A 26,049-nucleotide genomic window follows, 5' to 3' on the forward strand; every position below is an offset into this window, starting at 1 on the left:
TCCCGCTACTTCCCCCAATATAAACGCAAAAAAGACACTCCCTTATCCAGGAAGTGTCTTTTGTTTGCAATTAGAAAATCGCAGGTGTTGTAAATATGACAAGCGCGATGAAGAATATCATCAAGTAATTCAGACTGTAAACGAACATCCAAGTAGCCCATTTCAAGTCATCTTTCATGAAGAACCCGGCAATTCCAATCGCAAGCCATCCAACGTTCAATACGCTGGCAATGATGACGAAAATCGTTCCGAGTGTCGTTAAATAAAATGGCAGCGGAAGCAAACATGCTGTATAAACGACAATCTGACGTTTTGTGATTCCAAAACCATAAACCGACGGCAGCATCGGGATATTCGCTGCTTTGTAATCTTCTGCTTTTTTCATGGCCAATGCCAAGAAATGCGGTGTCTGCCAGATGAACATGATTGCGAACACAATCCAAGCCTCTGTGCTCAAACCGCCATCGATGGCAGCATAACCGATAAGCGGCGGCACCGCTCCCGAGAAACTGCCGATTGCTGTGTTGATTGTATAGCGTCGTTTGGACCACATCGTATAAAGTACAACGTAAGCAAACCAGCCAAAAATACCGATTGCTGCCGCTTGCCATGTTGTAAGGAATAAGAATCCGGCTCCAAGAACTGTAAAACCGATACCCATGACCAATACAACCGAAAGCGGAATCGTTCCTGTAACAGTAGGACGCTTTTTCGTCCGCTGCATGATGTGATCGATATCACGATCATAATAGTTGTTGATGACACATCCGCCAGCAATGACCAATCCGCTTCCGAGCATCATATAGATGAAAGTCGGGATATGGTCGACAAAATGTTGGTTCGTCATGTAAAGCGCGAGCCAGAAACCACCAAAAGCGGTCAAAAGATTTGAGTTTATGATACCTGTTTTTATAAGTGCTTTAAAGTCTGTCCATAGACTAGTAGTAGAATCCGCCTGTTCGGCACCGTTCAATACTTGTGAAGAAGTTGATTCAACCTTTTCCACTCCAGCACATCCTTTCTGCTTGTCTGCTTGGTTAAACATAATTCTTGTATTCTATCACACTTTTAACATTGTAACACGTCGAGCTTCATCATTTGAGCAGGTTTTTGACAATTTACCGAACTAACGGTGGTTTCAGGTCCAACACTTTCTGAAGCGAATGCATACAGGTCATAAAATTGACAAGAAATCTTTCTGATTTTGATTGATTTTCATGTTACGATAGGCTAGATGCTTTATCATGAATCCAAGTTTGTATACAAGAGGTGTTCATACGTGAAATTATTGAAATATCTATCTGTGATCAGCACCGTCGGCATGCTGTTCATCCTGCTTGGCGGAGCCCTCGTTACCAAGACAGGCTCTGCAGACGGCTGCGGTCAGAGCTGGCCGTTATGCGAAGGGGCTTTGACCAACATCACGCCCGAACTAATCATAGAATCTGCCCACCGTTTCGTCTCATCCTCAATGGGTATAATCATTTTGTTACTTGCTATCTTCGCTTGGCGCAAAATCGGCCATATCAGGGAAGTCAAGTTTCTTTCTATCGTGGCAGTAGGCTTTTTGGTCCTTCAGGCGTTGATTGGTGCAGCAGCTGTCATCTGGCAGCAATCCGATACTGTACTGGCGCTGCATTTCGGAATCTCGCTGATTTCATTCGCTTCCGTGCTCCTGCTGACCCTCATCGTGTTCGAGGTGGACAAGAAGTTCGATTCCCGTACGCTTGTCATCAAAAAAGGAATGCGAATTCAATTTTATCTGCATACCATTTTCATTTATTTAGTCGTCTACACAGGAGCGCTTGTACGTCATATGAACGCAAGCCTTGTCTGCGGTGATTTCCCACTTTGCTCCAATGCAGATCCAAGTCTATTTGGATTAAGCACAGCACAGATGGTCCAAATGCTTCACCGAGGTGCAGCTATGCTGGCGCTTGTCTGGTCGTTCATCATCATGATCCAAGTGCTCAGACGTTACAAAGGGCACGCAGTAATGACGAAAGGCTGGATCATCAGCTTCTCCCTCCTGGCTGCACAAGCAGTCGTCGGAATGCTTGTCATATTCACTGGAATGAATCTATTCGTGGCACTCATGCATTCGTTGATCATCAGCGTCTATTTCGGAATCATGACATACTATATCATGCTATCCTTCCGAAGCGCGAATTACGAAAAAGAACAGTAAAAAATCCACTGCCATTGATACGGCAGTGGATTTTTTCATTGGAATTCCACAAGCAGATCTCCTACTTGTATCGGTTCCCCATCCTTTACATACACATCTTTGATGGTCCCGTCGAATGGCGCTTGTACAGTCGTCTCCATCTTCATCGCCTCTGTGATGAGAAGCTGCTGGCCTTTTTGTACTTGTTCACCCGCACCAACCAACGAACGGATGACTGTTCCCGGCATTGTTGCACCGATATGCTTCTTGTTCTGCTTATCAGCTTTCGGAGTCGTTTTGACTGTCGCTTGTACCTGCTCATCACGCACAAGCACTTCCCGTGGCTGACCATTGAACTCGAAATAAATCGTCCGCATTGCATCCGGCCCGGCTTCCCCGATCGCTACCAACTTGACGATCAACGTTTTTCCTGACTCGATTTCCACTTCGATCTCTTCATCCAGCTTCATGCCATAGAAGAATGTAGGAGTTGTCAATACGGATAAATCACCATAAGCCTCTTTGAAAGCAGCGTACGTTTCGAACACCTTCGGATAAAGGGAATACGCCACGAGATCTTGCTCGCTGACTTCATCCTCCACTTTTTCCTCAAGTTCACTGCGAAGCTCGTCAAAGTCGACAGGCGGAAGCAGTTCACCTGGACGCTTCGTTATGACTTCCCGGTCTTTGACAATCACTTTCTGCAGTTCTTTCGGAAATCCGCCATACGGCTGGCCCAGATAGCCTTGTGCGAATTCAATCACGGAATCCGGGAAATCCAGCATCGCTCCTTTTTCAATGACACTGTCTTCATCCAAATCATTTTGGACCATGAATAATGCCATATCACCAACGACCTTGGAAGATGGTGTTACCTTGATGACGTCGCCGAACAAGTCATTGACCCTTCTATACATGACTTTCACTTCATCCCAGCGATCACCTAAACCGACTGCATTTGCCTGCTGCAGCAAGTTGCTGTATTGCCCGCCTGGCATTTCATGCAAATACACTTCGGCATGCGGCGCTTTCATGCCGCTCTCAAAATCGCTATATCGTGTGCGGACATCTTCCCAATAATGTCCGAGTTCATCATAATTTTCAACATCAATGGATGGTTTGCGTTCCATCCCCTGCATGGCATGATAAAACGTGCTGGCGCTCGGCTGGGAAGTCAAACCTGCCATCGGGCCGGCCGCAACATCGACGACATCGACACCAGCTTCCACAGCCTTTACATAAGTCAGGACACCATTACCGCTTGTATCGTGTGTATGCAGATGAATCGGCAGTGAGACAGTTTGCTTCAAAGCGCTGACAAGCTCATAAGCAGCTTGCGGTTTCAGCAAGCCAGCCATATCTTTGATACCGATGATATGCGCTCCAGCTCCTTCAAGCTCTTTAGCCATTTTTGTATAATAAGCGAGGTCATATTTCGTCCGGGAAGGATCAAGGATATCCCCACTGTAGCAAAGCGCTGCTTCTGCCACCTTATTTTGCTTGCGAACCGCTTCGATCGCCGGCTTCATGTTCTCGATCCAGTTCAAGCTGTCAAAAATGCGATAAACATCGATACCAGCTTCCGCACTCTCTTTGACGAATTTCTCGACGACATTATCAGGATAATTCTTATATCCCACGGCATTGCTTGCGCGCAGCAGCATCTGGAAAAGTACATTCGGCATTCTTTCCCGAAGTTTGGCCAAACGTTCCCAAGGATCTTCTTTCAAGAAACGGTAAGCAACATCGAAGGTTGCCCCTCCCCACATCTCAACAGAAAACAAGTTAGGCAATAATTTCGCAGTCGGCTCTGCAATCGTCAAAAGATCTTTAGTACGGACACGTGTTGCAAGAAGCGATTGATGGGCATCACGGAAAGTCGTGTCGGTCAGCAATACTTCTTCCTGCTCTTTCAGCCAATCAGCAAGCCCTTGTGGCCCATGGGCATCAAGTATCTGCTTTGTTCCATTTTGGTAATCAAGCGTTTTAGCAAGTTTAGGCACTCTCGGTTTAGGAAAAACAGGCTTCTCCACTTTCCCGCTGCCATCAAAACCATTGACGGTCGTATAACCGATATATTGAAGCATTTTCGTCCCTCTGTCACGGCGTTTCGGAAAGACGAATAATTCCGGTGTTTCGTCAATAAAACCAGTCGTGTAGTCTGCGGTTAGGAATTTCTCATGCAAAATTACGTTTTCCAGGAACGGGATATTCGTTTTGATCCCGCGGATACGGAACTCGCGCAAGTTTCTTTCCATCTTGTAAGCAGCTTGTTTGTAGTCCGCAGCCCACGTTGATACTTTAACCAGCAAAGAATCATAGTGGGAACCGATGACAGAACCTTGGAAGGCATTTCCGCCATCCAGTCGGACCCCGAATCCTCCGCTGGAGCGATATGCCATGATTTTACCGGTATCAGGCATAAAGTTATTAAGCGGATCTTCTGTCGTAACGCGCGCTTGGATTGCATAACCATTCGTTTTTATTTCGGACTGTGCAGGGATGTTCAGACGATCATCCGAAAGAAGATAGCCCTGTGCCAGGAGCAGCTGCGTCTGGACGATATCGACACCTGTCACCAGCTCTGTGATGGTGTGCTCCACTTGGACACGGGGATTGACCTCGATAAAGTAGAATTCGTTGTCTGCCACAAGGAACTCGACTGTTCCGGCATTCAAATAAGAAACATTCTTCATCAGCTTGACAGCAGCGTCACAAATGGCGCTGCGGAGTGTTTCAGGCAAACCGACGCTTGGAGCCACTTCGATGACTTTTTGATGCCTTCTCTGAATGGAGCAGTCACGCTCGAACAAATGGATGACATTTCCGGCACTATCCCCAAGAATCTGGACTTCGATATGCTTTGGATTTTCAATGAGTTTTTCCACATATACTTCATCACTGCCGAATGCAGCTTTTGCTTCTGATTTCGCACGTTCGTACGATTCGGCCAATTCCTCTGCTGAACGGACGACCCGCATGCCTCGGCCGCCTCCGCCCAGGGATGCTTTGATGATGATTGGATAACCATGTGTATCGGTGAATGCTTTTGCTTCATCCAGATCTTGAATCGGGCCATCACTTCCCGGAATTACCGGGATTGCAGCCTGTAAAGCTTGCTGTCTTGCCTTCACTTTATCTCCGAACATATCAAGCTGTTCACTGCGCGGTCCGATGAAAATGATTCCCTCTTCTTCACAGCGTCTTGCAAAGAGAATATTCTCGGATAAAAATCCATAACCTGGATGAATGGCATCTGCACCTGAAGTTTTTGCAATTTCGAGAATATTCTCGATATCAAGATAGGCATCGATCGGCTTTTTACCCTCACCGACCAAATATGCCTCATCCGCTTTGAATCGGTGGCTGGAAGATTTGTCTTCTTTTGAATAAACAGCGACCGTTTGTATTCCAAGCTCGACACAAGCCCGGAATACACGAATCGCTATTTCCCCTCTATTTGCCACCAATACTTTGCTGATTCCCTTTAGTTCGTCCATCGTTCTCCTCCTCTAGTCTTTCCCCTTGTTTGTGTAGTAGTACTAGTAGTGCGGATCCTCTGTCGATTGGAGGGACGTCTTCCACGCTTGTCCTGCGTGAAGGTGCTTTCTGACACAATCAGTTCCTGCGAACGTACATACTTGGCAATGTTATTCAGGATCCCCATGGATGCGAATAGTATCATCAAAGATGTACCGCCATAACTGACAAATGGCAGTGTAACACCTGTGATTGGCAATAAACCGGTGATTGCGCCCAGATTGATGAATGTCTGGATCCCCACCATCGACGATATGCCTATTGCCAATAATGAACCAAAACTGTCGCGACATTGCTTCGCGATATAAAAACCGCGTAAAACAATGATCGCCAGCATAGCCAATACGGCAGCAACACCAATAAAACCAAGTTCTTCAGCAATCACGGCCATGATGAAATCGGTATGCGGTTCAGGCAGATAACCAAGTTTCTGAACTCCCTGCCCAAGACCATCACCAAAAACGCCGCCCGTTCCGATGGCAAGATACGACTGCACAAGCTGGAATCCGCCATCCTGTGCATTTTGATCACTGAACGGCTGATAAGCACCTGTAAAACGGGAGATACGCTCCTCATTTACCATATGCGGAAGGACAGCCAGCACGAGAGCAACCCCCGCAAGGCCCAGCAGACTCAAGTGCCGCCAGCGGATACCAGCGCTTATGATGATCGAACAGGAAATCAGGAATACAATGGATGCTGACCCCACATCCGGTTGGATTACAATCAAGCCGAGTACGAGACCCAATACAATCAGCGGAGGCAGGACACCTTTGGAGAAACTATCCAGGTATTCCTGCTTTTTCGCATAAACCGCCGATAGATAAATGATCATGCCCACCTTGGCGAGTTCGGCTGGCTGAAGACTGAAAAATCCCAGATTGAACCATGACCGGGATCCATTTGCTTTTTCCGTGAATAACACCAAAACCAGCATTGCGACGACAACAAGCATGATAGGCTTTATCCATCTCTGGAACTTCTGGTAAGGTACAAAGCTGAAGAATGCGAAGATAGGCAAAGACATCGCAATCCACATCAGCGTCCGAACGAAGAAGTGTGTGGCTGGCCAACCATATTTGACCACTGCCACCGTATAGCTTGCACTATAGATCATCACTGCCCCGAAAATGGTCAAAAGCAAAGGAGTGAATAGTAAAGTAAAATCGAAATTACGCAATCTTTTTTTCATTTTAAGACTCCCATAGTATGTATTTTACGAACGATATAAACCGTCAGATTCATAGAATAATAAAAAAACCCCGCCAATAAAAAAGGGCAATGGGGTTTCATCTTTCATATGGGATGCCCGTACATACAATTGCAGACGGCTGGCCGCTGTTATGGACGCATAGACCGTTGCGCCGCTTCATGCAGCACATTCAACTGCCTTTCCAAGTTTTCAAGAAGCTCTTTTCCATCTTCTTCTTTCACCAGGTTCAATCGAATTGCAAAATCTATCTCACGTGACAAACCAAACATTTGTGTGTCGAGTACTTCTTCATATAGAGGACATTGAGGCATCATCAGATTGTCCATCTGTACTTTGATTAGTTTAAGTATTTTATCAGCATCCGCCAAAAGAAGGGCATATGCTTTCTCTTGATTACTAACGGTGATCTCAGATATCAATATTATCCCTCCGTTAAACAGACTTCTTCTATACAATTCTAGCGGTAGTCCTGTTAAATTGCAAGACACGTCCACCTATTAATTTTGTCGAATCGTTGTCAAATGGTTCATTTTTTATGTTAAGCTATATGCATTGATAGTCTTATATATGTAAAGATACCCTGGAAAAGGAAGTGTCATTATATGGTAATCACCCTGAAAGGGAAAGTGGACTTCCCTTTAACGCTTGATCCCTCCGTTTGGATTTTCGACGATCGCAAAGTCCTTTTTGAAAACGCTTTTAAAGAGAGCGAAGCAGTCCCTGCCGTTGAAGAAAAACATTGGGACCGTTCTGTTTATCAGCAGAAGATGAAGCCACCGATCAATAAAAGCCTGACAAAGGAAGAGCGTAAGCGGGCACTCGAGAATAGCTATGTGATGCCGATTGCTGACTTTCTTGCAACAGCGGCCATCCAGGAAGATGCCTCCCACGCCGTCTTGATAACGGAACAAGGGGAAGAAGTCGTCCCATTGGATGAGCTTGAGGCCAGTATGTTTTTGTTTGCAATCGACGGTCGCAGCATCAAAGAATCCGGACCGGCACATTGTTATTTGCCAAGCAGAAAAGAAACACCGATCAAAGCCATCCGGCAGATCAAGATCTGCTGACGATCGGGTATGCTTCGGGCTCTATCTGGGTATGACTGAGGATACTTCAAGCTGGATACGCACTTTGGGCTTTCGTATGGTAAACTGAAAAGGTATTTTACTCTCCTGAGGTGATAGCATGCGTGTCAAATGTGTACTTTGCGATAAAGTCGAAGAAATAGATGACGGAAGTCCGCATGCAAAGAAATTACGGAACCGGCGCAATACGATGCATTTATGCAGCGAGTGTTCGGAGCGTATCTCCCTGCGGACAAATGAACGAAAAGCAACCGGAAATTTCAATCTATACCGGGAAAAGAAGACAGATGAACCTTTAATTTAAAAAATGAGGTGAAACGATGTCAAAAGGATTGGCTTTATTAACTGCCATATTGGTGATCGCTTGCTTTGTAGCAGCCGGTGTGACAATCAGCTACGAAAATTACGGCTGGATGACAGTAGCCATCATTGCTGGATTCTTCATCATGGGTGCCGGCATCTTTGCAAAAAGAAAAGGTCAGTAAAAAAAGACGGGACAACCCGTCTTTTTTTCATTTCAACTCGATATAATCATCGATCAGTTCCTGATGGATGCTGCTGTTGGCAGCAACCACCGTCGTCCGGTTCAGGAAATCCACAGGCTCGCCTATAGCATCAGTGAGCTTGCCACCCACTTCCCGCAGGATTACAAATCCGCCGGCGTAATCCCAAGGCTGCAGACTGAATGTCAAGTACGCATCGGTTATCCCTTCAGCAAGAAAAGCAAGCTCAAGCGCCGCCGATCCGTACGCACGTGTACCCATGGCACGATAAACGAGCTGCTGCAGCTTCTCTTCGTTCACACGGCGGTTCGGACAAAGCCAAAAATGATTCAGCTCGATGATGGATTGATCAAGTGTCTTTTCAGGGAGCATCGGCAGCTTCCTTTTGCCTTTGTATGCCCCTTCGTTGCGCATTGCATGATAAAGTGTATCCTCCATCACATTATAGACAAAGCCGATTTCAGCTACTCCTTCGTGAACGATCCCGATCGAGATTGCAAAGTTTGATTTCTGATGGACGAAATTCATCGTGCCATCAATCGGGTCGATGATCCAAACCGTCCCTTTCGTTTCAGATACCGCTTTACCGATCCCTTCCTCGCCCAACACTTTGTGGGACGGATAAGTTTCACCGATTTTTGTCAGGAAGAAAGTCTCCACTGCCTTGTCCATCTTTGTCACAAGATCTTTCGGACTCGACTTAGTCATGATTTCAAGTGGTTCGTCCATCTTTTCTTTAATGAGTCGCCCTGCTTCTAGTATCCATTGCTGTGCTTGCTGATATAATGTATGCTTCATTGTTTGCTCCATCATGTGGTCCCCCATTCTTTCCATTAGCTTACCACAATACACTCAGTATTCGAACCGATTCAATTGCTCGCTCAATACGCGCAGTTTGGATTTCGTTTCCTTGATTGTCTTGTCGTCTTCTTCTTGGATCGCTTCATGCAGTGTTACTAGATAATAATCGATTTCCAGACGTATGGCCGGCACCTTTTCCTGAGCTTCCCTTTTTCGCAAAGCTTCCACTACATCACGCATTTCCATCTCCTCCTGTCCTTTTCCCACTCTGTCAATTTGTGTTTTTAATACCACTGTCATGCGGTTTGTAAACCTTTTCCCGCTTGCAATTTCACAACCGGATGATATGATGAAAGAAGATTTCTGCAAGGAGTGACAGTTATGACCGCATTATTCACGAAAGAAGATTTCGATGTTTTCTCGATAGATGGATTGGAAGAAAGAATGGAAGTACTGCGCAGCCGCTTATCACCGAAATTAGAAATGCTTGCGACCGAGCTTGCGCCTTATGCAGAGCAGGTGACGGATCATGATATGTATGTACATGTCGCCAAGCACGCACGCCGCACAAAAAATGCACCGAATGACACATGGTCCGCTCTTGCTTCCAGCAAACGCGGCTATAAAAAACTGCCCCATTTCCAAATCGGATTATGGGGAACGCATGTATTCGTTCAGTTTGCGCTTATATATGAAAGTCCCTTAAAAGAAACAGTCGGCCGGAAGATGACAGAAGGAAAAGCGCAGATCCTTTCATCCATCCCCTCCGACTACGTCTGGTCGATGGATCACATGAAACCGGATGCTTCTCCCATTTCAGATGAATTTTATGACAAAATCGCAGATCGCTTGCAACATGTCAAAAAGGCAGAACTGGTCTGCGGCGTCCACTTATCACCTGATGATCCGGCACTCGCTTCCAAGGAAGCATTCCTTAAGGTATGTCAGGATGTCTTGAAACATACAGCCATTTTGTATGAGCAAGCAGCATTCGAACCTGCATGATATCAAAAATCCCCTTCCTGAATCAGGATGGGGATTTTTTTACATTCTTATTTTTTCTCCTGCAGATGCAGCCTTCGCTGCTTTGACTGCCCGATAACTGGAATAACCGGAATCCTTTTGGAATTTAGCGTCAAGCTGCTTTTCTTCCGATTTGGAAGGAACAATCTGTTTGAATCGTTCATAAGCCAGCAGCAAGTCTTCCCGTAAGATTCCATCTTCATAAGTCCTCTCCACTAGTGAAAAGAAATTCACTACGTCGATGATTTCTTCTTTCGACCATGTTTCGTCGATTGGATAGCTGTAACTCATTTTATCCCCCCTTATCACTGGATAATAGTGTAACACGAAAACAACTTTCCATGCGATGCTAGTATTGAGTGAGCAGTTTTGCTATAATTCATTTGTTTTTAACTTGTAAAGAGGTGTCAGCTAAGATGTTTACTCAAAAACACGCACCACTGTTCGACGGTTTGCGCAAACATGCCGCGAACAAGCCATTGCAATTCCATATACCAGGACATAAGACTGGAAAAGGGATGGATGAGCAATTCGCAGCTTTCATTGGCGATAATGCTCTATCCATTGATTTGATAAATATTGAACCTTTGGATGACTTACATCATCCACGAGGCATGATCCAACAAGCACAGCAGCTTGCAGCTAAAGCCTTTGGAGCGGATTATACTTTCTTTTCAGTCCAGGGTACGAGCACGCCGATCATGGCCATGGTCATGAGTGTATGCAAACCAGGAGATAAAATCATCGTACCTCGGAATGTTCATAAGTCGGTGACAAGTGCGCTCATCTTCTCTGGCGCGATTCCGGTTTTTGTCCATCCACAGCTGGACCATAAACTCGGCATATCGCATGGTATAACCCCGGAAGCTGTCGAAAAAGCCTTGGAAGCAAATCCAGATGCCAAAGCAGTACTGGTCATCAACCCGACATATTTCGGCATCGCAGCTGATTTGAAACGTATCGTGGACATATCCCATCGATTCGAAGTTCCGGTGCTTGTCGATGAAGCACATGGGGTCCATATTCACTTTCACGAGGATATGCCGGTCTCAGCAATGGCTGCCGGCGCAGATCTTGCCGCTACAAGTGTGCATAAATTAGGTGGTTCTTTGACACAAAGCTCCATCTTGAACCTGCGCGAAGGATTGGTACGCCATGAGCAAGTTCAAACGGTACTATCCATGCTCACTTCGACGAGCACATCCTATATCTTGCTTGCCTCCCTTGATGCAGCACGGCGCCAGCTCGCGACCAAAGGGCAGGCAATGAACACACATGCCATCAAGCTGGCAAGTGATGCCCGAAACCAAATCAATGGCATAGAAGGCTTGTATTGTGCCGGGGAAGAGATATTGGGATCAGAAGCTGCCTTTGCCATGGATCCTACCAAATTGCTCGTATCGGTAAAACAGCTCGGTATCTCCGGTAGTGATGCAGAACGCTGGCTGCGGAATGAAAAAAATATCGAAGTGGAACTTTCCGATTTATATAATTTGCTGTTTCTCATCACGCCAGCTGATTCTAAAGAGGAGATTCAGCTGCTTGTCGATGCATTGGCCGATCTTGCCCAACTGCATCATGCCGATATATCTTCCACGGAAATCAAAGTTTCCGTACCCGATATACCTGTATTGTCATTAAGTCCTCGTGATGCGTTTTATGCTGATACTGAAACCATTCCCCTACAGGAAGCAGAAGGCAGGATCAGCGCAGAAGCCATCATGGTCTATCCGCCAGGCATCCCGATTTTCATACCGGGTGAAATCATCAGCTCTGAGAATATCGCTTATATCAAACGTAACCTGGAAGCAGGATTGCCCGTGCAGGGACTGATGGACGAATCGATAGAATATATCCGAGTCATCAAAGAGCATCGCGCTTTTCAATGAAAAAAACTCCCCGTTTGGGGAGTTTTTTCATGATGGCCGTTCAATCGTATCCGGATCGACAAGCTCGTAGCCTTTATCTTTCAAACCTTTCACGATGTCCGGAACCGCTTCGGCTGTCCATTCCCGGTCGTGCATAAGCAAATTGGCACCATTCCCAAGTAACTCTGTGTTGACCATGATATCTGCCAAAGCAGCACTATCTTGATATTGACTTTCCCAATCATACCCATAGGTCCAGTTCATCACAGTCATTCCTTCATCTTCTGCCAGCTGGCGGCTGTAATCTGTGTTTTCACCGAACGGAGCGCGGAAGAATTCCGGTTTTTCACCAATAGCTTCCTCTACCTGTTCATTCACTTTCAGGATTTCATCTTTTGTTTCTTCTTCCGTCAAATCATTCAAGTTTGCATGACTATATGTATGGTTTCCGATTGCAAACCCCATGTCATGGATTTTTTTCAGTGTTTCTTTCTCTTCGTCTGTCGTCAGGAAATGACCATTCACAAAAAAGATAGCCGGTGCATCAGCTTCTTTAAGCGACTCCGCTATCTCAAGCGCATGTTTATCCGGTGCATCATCAAAAGTAAGAAGAGCGACTTGTGGCTCGGCATCATCGATTGGGACGATGGAAGATACTTCAGATACTTCGTACAGAGGTTCCTGCTGCTCTTCCTGTTGTTTTGCTTTTTGTTCTTCTTCCTTCTTTTGCTGCTCTTCCTTTTCAGCCTGATTGGTTTTCTCAGATTGTTTCTGCTCAGAAGCCGTACTATCCGCGCTGTTCGTTTGATCAGAATCCGAATTTGCCTCTTCCGAGCTGGCACAACCACTGATCAGTAAGCTGGATAGTCCCAGTACTATGGGAAATACTAAGTATCTCTTCACTGTAAATACCTCCATTTTGACATAATACTGCCATTATAGAGGAAATTTTTGGACTTGTAACCCGAGAAGGTCAACTGATGTCGAGTTTAGTAGAATTGTACCGGTCAAGGTTTACTAATTTTCATGAATGGGTAGGAACATGAAGTAGACATTGTTATAATAATAAATTGCATGAAATTTTTGGGTCATACTGCAGAAAGGATTTGTTTATGAAGAAAACAACTAGCGTATTTTATTGGGGACTCGGAATCGTACTTGCTTTCCTGGTATGGGGAAGCATTCCAGATACTGTCCTTCCTAATGGAAATGTAGGAAATGTAACCGAGATTATCCAAAACGGAATCATTAACAACTTTGGTTGGTTTTATTTAATAACCGCAACGCTCCTTTTAGGATTTGCCTTCTTCTTGATGTTCTCCAAATACGGTAAGATCACTTTGGGTCAACCGGGAGATAAACCTGAATACAGTTACTTAACTTGGTTTGCGATGCTATTCAGTGCGGGCATGGGAATTGGGTTAGTGTTCTGGGGAACATCCGAACCTCTTAACCACTTCAACAACCCTCCAAGTATCGTTGATTCCGCAAGAACTGGAGAAGCTGGCTCAACAGCTCTTTCATACAGCTTTTTCCACTGGGGTCTTCATCCTTGGGCCATCTATGCAATCCTTGGATTGGCGATTGCCTACTTTACTTTCCGTCGAAAATCAAAAGGCGGGGTCGTGAGCTCCATCCTTGAACCGATTTTCGGTAAACGAATCTACGGACCGCTAGGAAAAGTCATCGATATCATTGCCGTTTTTGCCACTGTCTTTGGTGTTGCCACATCGCTGGGGCTTGGCGCCATTCAGATTGCCGGCGGGCTATCCTACATATTTGATGGAGTCGAGCCGACTTTCCAGACAGAATTAATCATCATCGTCGTTGTCACTGTCTTATTCCTAGGTTCCGCTTTGAGTGGTTTGGACCGGGGAATAAAAATACTCAGTAATTTCAATGTCATCTTTGCGATTTTGTTAATGGTTGCCGTATTGATAATGGGACCAACAGGTTTCATCCTGGATTCATTCGTGACTTCCCTTGGACAATATGTGCAGCATCTGCCAGAGTGGAGTATGCGTCTGACGCCATATGACGGAGATAACTCCTGGATTGGTAGCTGGACGTTATTCTATTGGGCTTGGTGGATTGCGTGGGCGCCATTTGTCGCAACATTCATCGCCCGCGTATCAAAAGGACGTACCATCAAGGAATTTGTCAGCGGCGTATTACTCGTCCCCACGATATTTGGTGCATTATGGTTCTCTGTTTTCGGAGCTACTGGTCTAAATATGGAGTTCTTCCAAAACATCGACCTATTTTCCGAGGTGCAAGAATTAGGATCCGAAGTTGGATTGTTTGCGATGCTTTCACATTTGCCTGGAGGGTTCATTTTATCCCTTCTTGCACTGCTGCTTATTGCAACATTCTTCATCACCTCTGCCGATTCTGCAACATTTGTATTGGGTATGCAGACGACGAATGGCGATTTGAATCCGTCTAAAAGCATCAAGTTGATTTGGGGTCTGGTGCAGTCTGCTGTAGCTGCCATTCTATTATGGGTTGGTGGAACGGATGGCCTCAATGCACTCCAAACAGCATCCATCATCGCTGCTCTGCCATTTGCGGTGATACTGATATTGGTTGTCATTTCATTGATTTTGGCATTTAAACGGGATGCTAAAGTGAACGACTTGGATAAAGAGCAAAAAATAAAAGAAAATCAATAAAAAATACATCTTTTTGGAGCTGCCGGAGCTGATTCGGCAGCTTTTTTGACTTAAGGAATTTGACATGTAGCGAGTAATTCTTGCATGGCATGATTTGAAATATTCCTGTTCCCCCTAATTAACTTGAAGGTATATTATAAAATCTATCGAATTAAAATCTGCAGGGAGGTGATGAGATGAAAGAAATTGCAGCGGATATCATTCAAGTAAGGGGAAGCTCTTATGAAATCGGTAAAAAAACCGCTTCCTACTATTTAACCAATCCAATCCTTGATCAATTCAGGCAGCTCGCCAATGCTTCAACAAATCACATAGAAACCAAAACATTATTTTCAGATTATGCTCCTCATTTATTGGATGAGCTACACGGACTTTCAGATGGATTGAAGATGTCTTTAAGCGACACCATGACGCTCTGCAGCGGCTTTAACAATAAAAAAACTGAAGCTCTGGGATGTACCGCTTTTATTGATAAGAACCATTTTGTGCGTAACTACGATTTCGGACCTGATTTATACGATCATTGTCTCAGCTTCATTGCTCCGACAAATGCGATAGGCTCGATCGGCTACAACCTTCAGCTTATCGGCAGGCATGACGGTGTGAATGAAAAAGGATTGGCAATCGGTTTACACTTTGTCAGTAATAAAGGATACAAGAAAGGACTGGCAGCTTGGTCTGCCGTACGATTAGCACTAGATACATGTGATACGACAGAACAAGTCATCAATCTGTTCAGAGAGCTTCCTCATGCCGCATGCTATAACTTTTCGGTTGGTGATGCCAAAGGGCATCATGCAGTCATTGAAGCCACACCTGAGACGATTTCTGTACGGTCCTCGAAAACTGGTATCAATTGCGTAAATCATTTTCAGGACCGCGCATTTCGTATCTATAATCGCGACGATATTACCGGGTCAGTGAATCGTGATGACTTTCTCACAAACCAAAAGACTGCATATATGCGTCAGAATGAGCTGTTCGAAATGTTCGCCAATCCTTCTTCCCCACTCTTCTATGATGATTACGATAAATTATTTGGTACATTACACACAATTGCTTATACTTTTGAAAAAAAATATTTGATTACTGCACTAGCGCGTGGTGCTGTAATGGAGGTCAATGTGGAGGATTGGTTTGCCGGAGAAAATATGAAGTGCACTACGCTAAAGGGATATATATAAAATAAGAGCCTGTCCCATATGGGGCAGGCTCTTACGATTTATTTTACGATATGGATCGGTGTGCCGATTGCAACTTCAGCAGCTTCCATTGTGATCTCACCAAGAGATGGGTGAGCATGGATTGTAAGTGCAATATCTTCAGCTGTGATTCCGGACTCAACCGCAAGGCCAAGCTCAGCAATCATGTCACTAGCATTAGGGCCAGCGATTTGAGCACCAAGTACAACACCGTCTTCTTCACGAGTGATAAGTTTCATGAAACCGTCACTGTCGTTAAGAGATAGCGCACGACCATTTGCAGCAAATGGGAATTTAGCAGCTTTCACTTTGTAGCCAGCGTCTTTAGCAGACTGCTCTGTATGACCTACAGAAGCAAGTTCAGGCTCAGAGAAGACTACCATCGGAATACCATTGTAATCGATGGCAGATGGTTTGCCGCTGATTGCTTCCGCAGCGATCTTACCTTCGTAAGATGCTTTGTGTGCAAGTGGCGGGCCTTCCACGATATCACCGATTGCATAGATGTTCTCGATGTTCGTACGGCATTGCTCATCGATTTCGATAAGACCGCGATCAGTCATCTTGATTCCTACTTCTTCCAAACCAAGTTCGGAAGTGTTCGGACGACGACCAACTGTAACTAGTACATAGTCAGCATCGATAGTTTCTTCTTTACCATTCGCTTCATATGTCACTTTTACGCCGTCAGCGGATTCTTCAACGCCTTTAGCCATAGCTTCCGTCACGATGTTAACGCCTTTTTTCTTCAGTTTGCGGGAAACAAGCGAAGTCATTTGTTTCTCGAAACCGCCAAGGATATCTTTCAATCCTTCAAGGACAGTAACTTCAGTACCAAAGTTAGCATAAGCAGTACCAAGCTCGATTCCTACGTAACCGCCGCCGATGACAACTAGTTTCTTAGGAATTTCTTTCAGGTTAAGAGCACCTGTAGAATCAAGGACACGATCAGTATACTTGAAGCTAGGAAGCTCGATCGGTGTAGAACCTGTCGCGATGATGCAGTTGTTGAAAGTATAAGTCTGAGAGCTCTTCTCATCCATAACTTTTACAGTGTTTTTGTCCACGAAGTAAACTTCACCACTGACAACATCCACTTTGTTACCTTTCAATAGACCGCCAACACCAGAAGTAAGCTTGTTTACAACACTAGCTTTCCATTCTTGAACTTTGGAGAAGTCTACTTTTGCACCTTCAGTAGAGATACCAAGATCTGCATCACCATGAGCGTACTCCACTTTGTGGCCAGCTTGGATCAATGCTTTGGAAGGAATACAGCCGACGTTCAAGCAAACACCGCCAAGGTTTCCTTTTTCCACTACTGTTACTTTTTGTCCTTCTTGTGCAGCGCGGATGGCAGCTACATAGCCGCCAGGTCCTGCACCTACAACAAGAGTGTCTAATTCGATTGGGAAATCTCCTACTACCATTCCTTATCCCTCCATCATGATTAGTTGTGGATCAGCCAATAGACGTTTCAAATGGTTCATTGCTGTTTGAGCAGTTGCACCATCAACGATTCTATGGTCGAAGCTTAGAGAAAGCGCAAGCACTGGAGCTGCAACGATCTCGCCGTCTTTAACGATTGCTTTTTCAGCAATGCGTCCTACACCTAGGATTGCTGCTTCAGGGTAGTTGATTACCGGAGTGAACCACTGTCCGCCTGCAGAACCGATGTTAGAGATAGTGCTGGAAGCACCTTTCATTTCATCCGGAGCAAGTTTTCCATCACGAGCTTTCACAGCAAGTTCATTGATTTCCTGGGAAATAGTGAAGATGGATTTGCGATCCGCATTTTTAACAACTGGTACAAGAAGACCTTTTTCAGTATCTGCTGCGATACCGATGTTGTAATAGTGTTTTGTAACGATCTCGTCAGTCGCATCATCGATGGAAGAGTTCAAGATCGGGAAGTTTTTCAATACAGAAACAAGCGCTTTGGCAACGTATGGAAGATACGTAAGCTTGATTTCCTTTTCAGCTGCAACAGCTTTGAATTTCTTACGATGAGCAACAAGCTCAGTTACGTCTACTTCATCCATCAATGTAACGTGAGGAGCTGTCGTTTTGGATGTAACCATCGCTTTAGCAATTGCACGACGGATTCCGCTCATTTTCTCTCTGGATTCAGGATACTCATCACCAGAAACAACTGGAGCAGATGCTTTCTTCTCAGAAGCTTCAGCTTGTGGAGCAGCTTTAGCAGATCCGCCATTTTTGAAGCTGTCGATATCTTCAGCCAGCACACGGCCACCTTTACCAGAACCGGATACTTGTTTGATATCCACGCCTTGCTCACGCGCATATTTTCTTACAGAAGGCATAGCGATGATAAGTTCACCGGAAACTTCAGCTTTAGGACCTTCTTCTTTGATTTCTTTTACTGTTTCATTGGATTCAGTAGCGTTAGCTTGGATGGAAGTCTGTTCCTGCTCAGCTGGAGCTGGAGCATCTCCGCCTTCTTCGCCGCCTTCACCTTCGAAAGTGATAAGTGTATCGCCAACGATAGCGACTTCACCTTCACCTACAGAAATTTTAAGTACTTTACCCTCGTAAGGAGATGGGATTTCTACAACTGCTTTATCGTTTTGGACTTCGCAAAGTACGTCGTCCTCTGCTACTGTGTCGCCTTCATTGACGAACCATTTTACGATTTCACCTTCGTGGATACCTTCACCGATATCCGGCATTTTGAATTCGAAAGCCAAAATAATTACCTCCTGATTCTGCTTTTAGAAATTGATTACTTCGTTTGCTTTTTCAACGATGTCGTTGTGGTTTGGAAGCCAAACTTCTTCTGCTTGTGAGAAAGCAAATACTGTATCCGGTGCAGCAACCCGCATCACTGGTGCTTCAAGGTGAAGGATAGCGCGCTCTTGGATCTCAGAGATCAAGTGAGCAGCGATACCAGCTTGACGCTGTGCTTCCTGCACAACCACTACACGGCCAGTCTTCTTGACAGATGCAAGAACTGTATCAAGATCGATCGGGCTTACAGTACGCAAGTCGATGACTTCAGCAGATACGTTGTTTTTCTCAAGTTCTTCGGCAGCTTTCATGGAAGCTTGTACCATTGCGCCGTAAGCGATCAATGTCACATCTGTACCTTCACGTTTAACAGCCGCTTTACCAAGTTCTACAGTGTACTCTTCTTCTGGAACTTCTTCACGGAATGAACGGTAAAGTTTCATATGCTCAAGGTAGATAACTGGATCATTGTCGCGGATCGCAGAAATCAAAAGACCTTTTGCATCGTAAGGGTTGGATGGGATGACAACTTTAAGACCAGGCTGTTGAGCCATAAGTCCTTCAAGGGAATCCGCATGCAACTCAGGAGTGTGCACACCGCCGCCGAATGGCGCGCGGATTGTAACAGGAGCACTTTGCGTGCCGCCGGAACGGTAGCGCAAACGAGCCAATTGTCCGCTGATTGCATCCATGACTTCATATACGAAGCCAAAGAATTGAATTTCAGGAACCGGACGGAAGCCTTCGATCGCAAGACCTACAGCCATACCGCCGATTGCAGATTCTGCAAGTGGTGTATCGAATACGCGGTCTTCGCCGAATTCAGCTTGCAGACCTTCAGTCGCACGGAATACGCCGCCGTTTTTACCAACGTCTTCCCCGAAGATCATAACGTTTTCGTCATTCTTCAGTTCCGTACGGAGAGCATCAGTGATTGCTTGGATCATTGTCATTTGTGCCATGACTTACTTCGACTCCTTTTCTTTGTACACTTCCAATTGTTCTTCAAGGTTAGAAGGAAGGACTTCGTACATATTGTTGATCAAGTCGGAAACTTTCATTTTCGGATAGTTATCCGCTTCTTTGATCGCAGCTTTGATTTCTTCTTTCGCTTGGTCGATCACTTTGTTTTCTTCTTCTTCGGACCATAGGCCTTTGGATTCCAAATATTTACGGAAACGTACCAATGGATCTTGTTTTTCCCACTCCGTATCCATATCTTCTGTACGGTAGCGAGTCGGATCATCACCAGCCATTGTATGTGGACCATAACGGTAAGTAAGTGTTTCGATCAATGTCGGGCCTTCGCCGTTGATTGCGCGCTCACGAGCTTCTTTAGTCGCTGCGTAAACCGCCAAGACATCCATACCGTCAACAACGACGCCAGGGATACCTACAGCCACAGCTTTTTGAGCAAGTGTTTTCGCTTTTGTTTGTTTTTCACGTGGTACAGAAATTGCGAATTGGTTATTCTGTACAATAAAGATAGCCGGTGCATCGTATGCTCCTGCAAAGTTCATACCTTCATAGAAGTCACCTTGTGACGTACCGCCATCACCTGTGTAAGTAATCGCTACGGATTTCTTACCGCGGCGCTTCATACCCAATGCAACACCCGCTGCTTGTGTATACTGTGCACCGATGATGATTTGCGGGCTTAGCGCGTTCACACCTTCAGGGAACTGGTTGCCATGGAAGTGTCCGCGTGAGAATAGGAATGCTTGGTATAGCGGAAGACCATGCCAGATAAGCTGTGGAACATCACGATATCCAGGCAAGATGAAGTCTTCTTTCTCAAGCGCAAAATGCGTTCCAAGCTGAGAAGCTTCCTGACCTGCTGTAGGTGCGTAGAAACCAAGTCTACCTTGTCTATTCAATGCAATGGAGCGCTGATCAAGGATGCGCGTATACACCATTCTGTGCATTAATTCCTTCAATTCTTCATCTGACAAATCCGGTAAAGCTTCTTTGTTTACGACTTCGCCGTCTTCGTTAAGGATCTGAAGCATTTCAAATTGTTCTTCAATACCTTCTAGCGTACGTTTCAAAGCTAGTCACCTATCCTTCCTAGAACTATATTTACTGTAATAGCCTTTCCAAAAACACAGGAAGTACCACAATAGTTTACTGTACCCGCTGCATCCCCTCTTTTAACCGGTTACAACAGAAGTACACAAAACTGTTACATAAATCATGTTAACAAAAAGTGATACAATTCATGTCCTGTTATAGTTTAGCTTATCTTGCCGGAAAACGTCAACATCTTAGATTAGATATTAATAATATTTTATGAAAACGGTATTAAAGAAATCTTCACAATTCTCCAATTTACAACTGTACTACACAATATTTTAATACTGTATCAATACAAATAAAAAACCCTCCTCCTACATCGGGAAAAGGGTTTTCAATTATCATTCGCTTGCTACATTCAATCCTGCAGCCTCGTAGAACTGCTGCTTTTGTTCATTGAATGCTTCTGTCTGTTTATTGAATTCAGCATTGGCAGCTTCGATATCCTCATAGCTTGCATTGATCTTTTCGATTTGAGCAGTCAATTCGTCCTGTGTGACATCTTCTTGCTGGAACATTTCATATAGGGAGTTATCTTCATCCAATGCTTTGGAATATGCCTCATGAAGCTGATCGTATGCACCGTATCTGGCTTCCATCGTATCGTAAAGGGTCCGCGCCTTTTCTTTGGCATCTTCACTTTCCAGGTCATCGATGATCGAATCCACTTCCTTGAATTCCGCTTCCGCTTCATCAAGACTTTCTTTTTCCTTGGCAAGTGCATCCCTGCGCTGGCTGATCAAGTCAATCGCTTCCTGTGATTTGCTCTTGATCTCATCCATTCCATCATCACCGAGCTGCAAAATATCATTGTATAAATCTTGTTCCTTCTTTTCCAAATCCGTCAAAGAATCCTGCTGATCGACATATCCCGATTCAAGGGATACCGTCTCCTCCAGATGGTTGTACACCTGCTCCTCCGGCGATGCATTGTTACATGCAGTGAGTCCCACGGCGCTCCCCATCAGGAGTAGGCCCAATCCTAACTTGCGCAAAACGTATCCTCCTCTGCCATGTTACCCACAGCTTCTATGTATGTATTCCCATACATTGTATAACAAACCCTGGAAACGTGAAAGAAATACGATAATGCAATTCACAGACTGATTCTGGTGTCACGGCGCCCTACTTGTGATAAACTATTAAACGCAAAAGTAACAGCGCAAGGAGTGATCATCATGATTACCATGGAAGATATCATCCGTGAAGGCAATCCGATTCTTGAACAAGTTGCACAAGAAGTGGAGCTGCCAGCTTCGGAAGAAGATAAACAAACATTGACGGAAATGCTGGAGTATCTGAAAAATAGCCAGGATGATGAAATCGCAGCAAAATACGACCTTCGTCCCGGTGTTGGATTGGCTGCCCCGCAAATAGGCATATCCAAACGCATGATTGCAGTGTATTTCGAAGACCCGAGCGGCAATGATTATGAATATGGCTTATTCAATCCAAAAATCGTCAGTCATTCTGTCGAAAGTACGTATTTGATGAGTGGGGAAGGATGTTTATCCGTCGACCGCGAAATCCCTGGCTATGTACCGCGCTATTCACGTATCACGGTGAAAGCTGTCACATTGGAAGGAAAAGAAATCAAATTACGTTTGAAAGGTTATGCAGCGGTCGTTTTTCAGCATGAAATCGATCATTTGAATGGCACGATGTTCTATGAACGTATAAATAAAGAAAATCCTTTTGCACAGCCGGAGAATAGCAAACCAATCGAACTATAAGAATAGAGGTTGGGACAAAAGCCTTTATGCACTATAAAAAACAGACAATACCGTGACTTGTTACGGCATTGTCTGTTTTTTTTGCAGCTTTTAGTTATATATGGCTATGCTGTCGAAGCATTCCTTGTCCTGCGGGAACAGCGCGAGGTGAAGACCTCGCAGTGGCTATCATCCCAAGGAGGGCTAAGGCAGTGGGAATCGGCGCGTTCTGCCGGAGCCATGCCTAGGTCATCGTTCGTCTTTCAAAACTGAATTTCAGTTATGCCCCAGGCGCTTTACGTATTATAATAATCCAGCTTCCTTCAAACCAAGCGCAAGTCCATCTTCATCTACATGAACGGTTTGTATATCAGCCAGCTTCTTCAATTCCGGCACGGCATTCCCCATTACAATCCCTGTACCGACATATTCGATCATTTCCAAGTCGTTCAGCCCATCGCCGCAAGCATACGCGTCTTGTATGGAAAGGCCTGCTGCTTCGAGCAATTTCATGACACCGATCTTTTTGGAGCCGTCACCCGGCAGGACATCACAGGAAAGCGGATGCCATCTGATGAAGCGGACATGCTCATGGTGAGCGGCGTAATCAGCTTCTTCATTTTCTTCGCAAAATAGCAAAGCTTGATAAATCGGTTCATGATGGAAGTAATCTTTATCTATTTCAGGATATGTAAAACCAAGGGACGCCAAACTATCCCGGACGAATGTATTATCCGTTTCCGTCGCCTTCATGATTGTATCTCCCATGAAGACCATGGCATGCTCGTTTACGGATGCTTCATTGTATAAATGCAGCAGATGATCCCGTTCGATCGGATTGCGATGGATGACTTCCCCTTCAAAAACGACATATTGTCCGTTGTAGCTCACAAAAGATGTGATTCCAAGTACTTTGCGGATCTCCTCGAACATGAATGGAGCCCTTCCTGTTGCGATTGCAACGTAATGCCCATTAGCCCTCAAGCTTCGGACCGCATCCTTTGTCGCTTGCGGTATTTCACCTTTTGTATTCAAAATCGTGCCGTCGATATCCAGAAATACGATGCTTTTCCCCATTGTACATCCTCCTCCTAGTCTTTCGTCCCCTTGCATCTTTCCTCTCCACTTCTTATAATCGAGTATAAGTTATGCAGGTTCGTCGAAAAATATCTTTACATGAATCCCAAGAGAAAACAACCATCCCTTCCTTTTATCGGCAGTTTTTTTGAAAGTATGCTGTGTTTTTGTTTTCATCTTAGCGTTTTCATACTATACTGTAGGTAAGAGGGATTGGACGGGTAAACGTTTTTTCTTGCTTTTCTGCTGAACGAAAGGAGTTGCTTCGTGTGCTCAAGCGTTTGAAGGAAAAGTTAAAGAAACGGTGGAAAGATTTATTTGGCCAAAAACGACGAGTGCCTACTACGTGCGGACAAGATCTAACTGAATAGCAATACGCCAGCAATTCGGTATTATATGGACTTGCTCCGTTCGTTATGGATATAGAAAGCAATTGTCAACCATGAGAATAGGAGAGATAGATATGGTATTTAAAGTATTTTATCAGGAAAACCCTTCCGAAATTCCAGTACGCGAGCGTTCCAAGAGCTTGTACATGGAAGCGGAAAGTGTAAGACAGGTACGTAACACATTAGCAGAACGTGACATCAACATCGAGTTCATCCAGCCGCTCGATGAAGCACATCTTGCTTATGAAAAACAATCAGAAGACTTCAAATTGGAGCAAGCGAAATGAAATTCGTAAAAAATGACCAAACAGCTGTTTTTGCCATCGGCGGACTCGGAGAAATCGGCAAAAACATGTATGGTGTCCAATTCCAGGATGAAATCATCATCATCGATGCGGGAATCAAATTCCCTGAAGACGAGCTTCTCGGTATCGACTATGTTATTCCCGATTTCACATATATCGTGCAAAATCAGGACAAAGTCAAAGGCTTGTTCATCACACACGGTCACGAAGATCACATCGGCGGCGTACCTTACCTCTTGAAAGAAGTGAACATTCCGATTTATGCAGGCAAACTTGCAATGGGCATGATTAAAAATAAATTGGATGAGCATGGCCTTTTGCGCAATGCGAAGCTAAATGTTTATGGAGAAGATGATATCATCAAGTTCAGAAAAACTTCTGTCAGCTTCTTCCGGACAACACATAGTATCCCTGAATCATACGGTGTAGTAGTCAAGACCCCTCCAGGCAATATCGTGCATACCGGTGATTTCAAATTCGATTTCACTCCAGTCGGACAGCCAGCTGATATAGCTAAAATGGCTGAAATCGGCAAAGAAGGCGTACTTTGCTTACTATCCGACTCAACAAACAGTGAAGTTCCAGGATTCACTATGTCTGAACGAGTTGTTGGCGAAAGTATCAATGATATTTTCCGCCGCGTAGATGGCCGTTTGATATTTGCTACATTTGCTTCCAATATTCACCGGTTGCAGCAAGTAATCGATTCAGCTGTGAAAACAGGCCGCAAAGTTGCCATCTTCGGCAGAAGCATGGAAACAAATATCAATCTTGGTATCGAGCTTGGTTTCATCAATGCACCGAAGGAGACATTCATCGACTCGCATCAGATCAATCGATTGCCAGCGAATGAAGTAGTCATCCTTTGTACTGGTTCTCAAGGTGAGCCAATGGCTGCACTTTCCCGGATTGCTAATGGTACACACCGTCAGATTCAAATCCAGCCAGGCGATTCCGTTGTGTTCTCCTCTTCCCCGATTCCGGGTAATGCGATCAGCGTGAGCCGCATCATCAACATGCTGTATCGTGCAGGAGCCGATGTCATTCATGGCGCATTGAACAATATCCACACTTCCGGACACGGAAGTCAAGAAGAGCAGAAGCTGATGCTTCGACTTATGAACCCGAAATACTTCATGCCGATCCACGGGGAATACCGTATGTTGGTCGAGCATATGAAACTTGGTAAGCTTACTGGAATCAGTGAAGAAAATTCCTTCATCATGGATAACGGAGATGTGCTGGCACTAGGTAAAGACAGTGCTGCCATCGCAGGTAAGATTCCATCCGGCTCCATCTATGTGGACGGAAGCGGTATCGGTGATATCGGAAACATCGTATTGCGCGACCGCCGTATCTTGTCCGAAGAAGGACTAGTGATTGTTGTTGTCAGCATCAACATGAAAGAATTCCGCATTGCATCCGGTCCGGATATCATATCCCGCGGATTCGTTTACATGCGTGAATCGGAAGATCTGATCAACGAAGCACAAAAGATCGTTTCTGCTCACTTGAATAAAGTGATGGAAAGAAAGACAACTCAGTGGTCTGAAATCAAAAATGAAATTACAGACACTATCGCGCCGTTCTTGTTTGAAAAAACAAAACGCCGTCCAATGGTACTTCCAATCATCATGGAAGTATAAAAAGAAGCCTGAGCGTTACCGCTCA

Annotated in this window: 25 protein-coding genes; 11 read left to right on the plus strand and 14 right to left on the minus strand. The window is 44.9% G+C overall.

Annotated features, from left to right (window positions below; all coding sequences use genetic code 11):
• Window positions 1-70: 70 nt before the first annotated feature.
• Window positions 71-1,045, minus strand: coding sequence for a heme o synthase (cyoE, locus tag SFC66_RS10545; protein ID WP_411218639.1), 975 nt, complete (start codon window positions 1,043-1,045; stop codon window positions 71-73).
• 234 nt (window positions 1,046-1,279) lie between these two features.
• Between cyoE and SFC66_RS10550 the strand changes: the two genes are divergently transcribed.
• Entirely contained in the window at window positions 1,280-2,188 is a 909-nt protein-coding gene (locus SFC66_RS10550; protein WP_411218640.1) for a COX15/CtaA family protein, read from the plus strand.
• A gap of 35 nt (window positions 2,189-2,223) precedes the next feature.
• On the opposite strand, the gene pyc is transcribed toward SFC66_RS10550, so the two are convergent.
• The 3 genes from pyc to SFC66_RS10565 form a co-directional block, all read right to left on the minus strand.
• Window positions 2,224-5,667 carry a pyruvate carboxylase gene (gene pyc, locus SFC66_RS10555; protein ID WP_411218641.1) on the minus strand — a complete coding sequence of 1,148 codons (3,444 nt, stop codon included), beginning with the start codon at window positions 5,665-5,667 and terminating at the stop codon, window positions 2,224-2,226.
• The gene (gene ftsW, locus SFC66_RS10560; protein ID WP_411218642.1) at window positions 5,655-6,899 is read right to left on the minus strand and encodes a putative lipid II flippase FtsW; all 1,245 of its coding nucleotides are present in this window, start codon (window positions 6,897-6,899) and stop codon (window positions 5,655-5,657) included. Before ftsW ends, pyc begins: the two co-directional genes overlap by 13 nt.
• Window positions 6,900-7,048: 149 nt before the next feature.
• The gene (locus tag SFC66_RS10565; protein WP_411218643.1) at window positions 7,049-7,339 is read right to left on the minus strand and encodes an Fpa/YlaN family protein; all 291 of its coding nucleotides are present in this window, start codon (window positions 7,337-7,339) and stop codon (window positions 7,049-7,051) included.
• A gap of 183 nt (window positions 7,340-7,522) precedes the next feature.
• On the opposite strand from SFC66_RS10565, the gene SFC66_RS10570 reads away from it, so the two are divergent.
• The 3 genes from SFC66_RS10570 (at window position 7,523) to SFC66_RS10580 (ending at window position 8,490) form a co-directional block, all read left to right on the plus strand.
• Window positions 7,523-7,987 carry a hypothetical protein gene (locus tag SFC66_RS10570; protein WP_411218644.1) on the plus strand — a complete coding sequence of 155 codons (465 nt, stop codon included), beginning with the start codon at window positions 7,523-7,525 and terminating at the stop codon, window positions 7,985-7,987.
• A gap of 118 nt (window positions 7,988-8,105) precedes the next feature.
• The gene (locus tag SFC66_RS10575) at window positions 8,106-8,309 is read left to right on the plus strand and encodes a YlaI family protein (protein ID WP_411218645.1); all 204 of its coding nucleotides are present in this window, start codon (window positions 8,106-8,108) and stop codon (window positions 8,307-8,309) included.
• Between the two features lie 16 nt (window positions 8,310-8,325).
• Window positions 8,326-8,490, plus strand: a complete 165-nt coding sequence (locus SFC66_RS10580; RefSeq protein WP_411218646.1) for a DUF5325 family protein — start codon at window positions 8,326-8,328, stop codon at window positions 8,488-8,490.
• Between the two features lie 27 nt (window positions 8,491-8,517).
• On the opposite strand, the gene SFC66_RS10585 is transcribed toward SFC66_RS10580, so the two are convergent.
• The gene (locus SFC66_RS10585) at window positions 8,518-9,321 is read right to left on the minus strand and encodes an inositol monophosphatase family protein (RefSeq protein ID WP_411218647.1); all 804 of its coding nucleotides are present in this window, start codon (window positions 9,319-9,321) and stop codon (window positions 8,518-8,520) included.
• Window positions 9,322-9,360: 39 nt separating this feature from the next.
• Complete coding sequence (locus SFC66_RS10590) at window positions 9,361-9,549, minus strand: hypothetical protein (protein WP_411218648.1); 189 nt, start codon at window positions 9,547-9,549, stop codon at window positions 9,361-9,363.
• Between the two features lie 141 nt (window positions 9,550-9,690).
• On the opposite strand from SFC66_RS10590, the gene SFC66_RS10595 reads away from it, so the two are divergent.
• Entirely contained in the window at window positions 9,691-10,314 is a 624-nt protein-coding gene (locus SFC66_RS10595; RefSeq protein ID WP_411218649.1) for a YktB family protein, read from the plus strand.
• Window positions 10,315-10,353: 39 nt separating this feature from the next.
• Here SFC66_RS10595 and SFC66_RS10600 read toward each other — a convergent pair whose 3' ends face one another.
• On the minus strand, window positions 10,354-10,623 hold the full coding sequence (locus SFC66_RS10600) for a UPF0223 family protein (protein ID WP_411218650.1): 270 nt from the start codon (window positions 10,621-10,623) through the stop codon (window positions 10,354-10,356).
• Between the two features lie 125 nt (window positions 10,624-10,748).
• On the opposite strand from SFC66_RS10600, the gene SFC66_RS10605 reads away from it, so the two are divergent.
• Window positions 10,749-12,221, plus strand: coding sequence for an aminotransferase class I/II-fold pyridoxal phosphate-dependent enzyme (locus SFC66_RS10605; protein ID WP_411218651.1), 1,473 nt, complete (start codon window positions 10,749-10,751; stop codon window positions 12,219-12,221).
• Between the two features lie 27 nt (window positions 12,222-12,248).
• Here SFC66_RS10605 and SFC66_RS10610 read toward each other — a convergent pair whose 3' ends face one another.
• The gene (locus SFC66_RS10610) at window positions 12,249-13,103 is read right to left on the minus strand and encodes a polysaccharide deacetylase family protein (protein ID WP_411218652.1); all 855 of its coding nucleotides are present in this window, start codon (window positions 13,101-13,103) and stop codon (window positions 12,249-12,251) included.
• A gap of 209 nt (window positions 13,104-13,312) precedes the next feature.
• Here SFC66_RS10610 and SFC66_RS10615 point away from each other — a divergent pair, with 209 nt between their 5' ends.
• On the plus strand, window positions 13,313-14,872 hold the full coding sequence (locus SFC66_RS10615) for a glycine betaine uptake BCCT transporter (protein WP_411218653.1): 1,560 nt from the start codon (window positions 13,313-13,315) through the stop codon (window positions 14,870-14,872).
• A 176-nt stretch (window positions 14,873-15,048) separates the two neighbouring features.
• Window positions 15,049-16,056: a C45 family autoproteolytic acyltransferase/hydrolase gene (locus SFC66_RS10620; protein WP_411218654.1), complete on the plus strand. Its 1,008-nt coding sequence runs from the start codon at window positions 15,049-15,051 to the stop codon at window positions 16,054-16,056.
• Window positions 16,057-16,094: 38 nt separating this feature from the next.
• Here the strand turns inward: SFC66_RS10620 and lpdA are convergent, their stop codons facing one another.
• The 5 genes from lpdA to SFC66_RS10645 form a co-directional block, all read right to left on the minus strand.
• Window positions 16,095-17,504: a dihydrolipoyl dehydrogenase gene (gene lpdA / locus SFC66_RS10625; protein WP_411218655.1), complete on the minus strand. Its 1,410-nt coding sequence runs from the start codon at window positions 17,502-17,504 to the stop codon at window positions 16,095-16,097.
• 3 nt (window positions 17,505-17,507) lie between these two features.
• Complete coding sequence (locus SFC66_RS10630) at window positions 17,508-18,782, minus strand: dihydrolipoamide acetyltransferase family protein (RefSeq protein ID WP_411218656.1); 1,275 nt, start codon at window positions 18,780-18,782, stop codon at window positions 17,508-17,510.
• Between the two features lie 24 nt (window positions 18,783-18,806).
• Window positions 18,807-19,784 (minus strand): alpha-ketoacid dehydrogenase subunit beta, encoded by a 978-nt coding sequence (locus SFC66_RS10635; protein ID WP_411218657.1) that lies wholly within the window; start codon window positions 19,782-19,784, stop codon window positions 18,807-18,809.
• Window positions 19,785-19,787: 3 nt separating this feature from the next.
• Window positions 19,788-20,831: a pyruvate dehydrogenase (acetyl-transferring) E1 component subunit alpha gene (pdhA, locus tag SFC66_RS10640; RefSeq protein ID WP_411218741.1), complete on the minus strand. Its 1,044-nt coding sequence runs from the start codon at window positions 20,829-20,831 to the stop codon at window positions 19,788-19,790.
• A 405-nt stretch (window positions 20,832-21,236) separates the two neighbouring features.
• Window positions 21,237-21,890, minus strand: a complete 654-nt coding sequence (locus tag SFC66_RS10645; RefSeq protein WP_411218658.1) for a YkyA family protein — start codon at window positions 21,888-21,890, stop codon at window positions 21,237-21,239.
• 183 nt (window positions 21,891-22,073) lie between these two features.
• Here SFC66_RS10645 and def point away from each other — a divergent pair, with 183 nt between their 5' ends.
• A complete protein-coding gene (gene def / locus SFC66_RS10650) occupies window positions 22,074-22,628 on the plus strand; it encodes a peptide deformylase (protein ID WP_411218659.1) in 555 nt (184 codons plus the stop codon).
• 282 nt (window positions 22,629-22,910) lie between these two features.
• Here def and SFC66_RS10655 read toward each other — a convergent pair whose 3' ends face one another.
• Entirely contained in the window at window positions 22,911-23,684 is a 774-nt protein-coding gene (locus tag SFC66_RS10655) for a Cof-type HAD-IIB family hydrolase (protein WP_411218660.1), read from the minus strand.
• Window positions 23,685-24,147: 463 nt separating this feature from the next.
• On the opposite strand from SFC66_RS10655, the gene SFC66_RS10660 reads away from it, so the two are divergent.
• Both SFC66_RS10660 and rnjA read left to right on the plus strand, forming a co-directional pair.
• A complete protein-coding gene (locus SFC66_RS10660) occupies window positions 24,148-24,360 on the plus strand; it encodes a DNA-dependent RNA polymerase subunit epsilon (protein WP_411218661.1) in 213 nt (70 codons plus the stop codon).
• A complete protein-coding gene (rnjA, locus tag SFC66_RS10665; RefSeq protein ID WP_411218662.1) occupies window positions 24,357-26,024 on the plus strand; it encodes a ribonuclease J1 in 1,668 nt (555 codons plus the stop codon). Before SFC66_RS10660 ends, rnjA begins: the two co-directional genes overlap by 4 nt.
• The last annotated feature ends 25 nt before the right edge of the window (window positions 26,025-26,049 follow it).

The sequence above is a fragment of the Terribacillus saccharophilus genome, from assembly GCF_046592895.1.
Lineage (GTDB): Bacteria > Bacillota > Bacilli > Bacillales > Amphibacillaceae > Terribacillus > Terribacillus saccharophilus_D.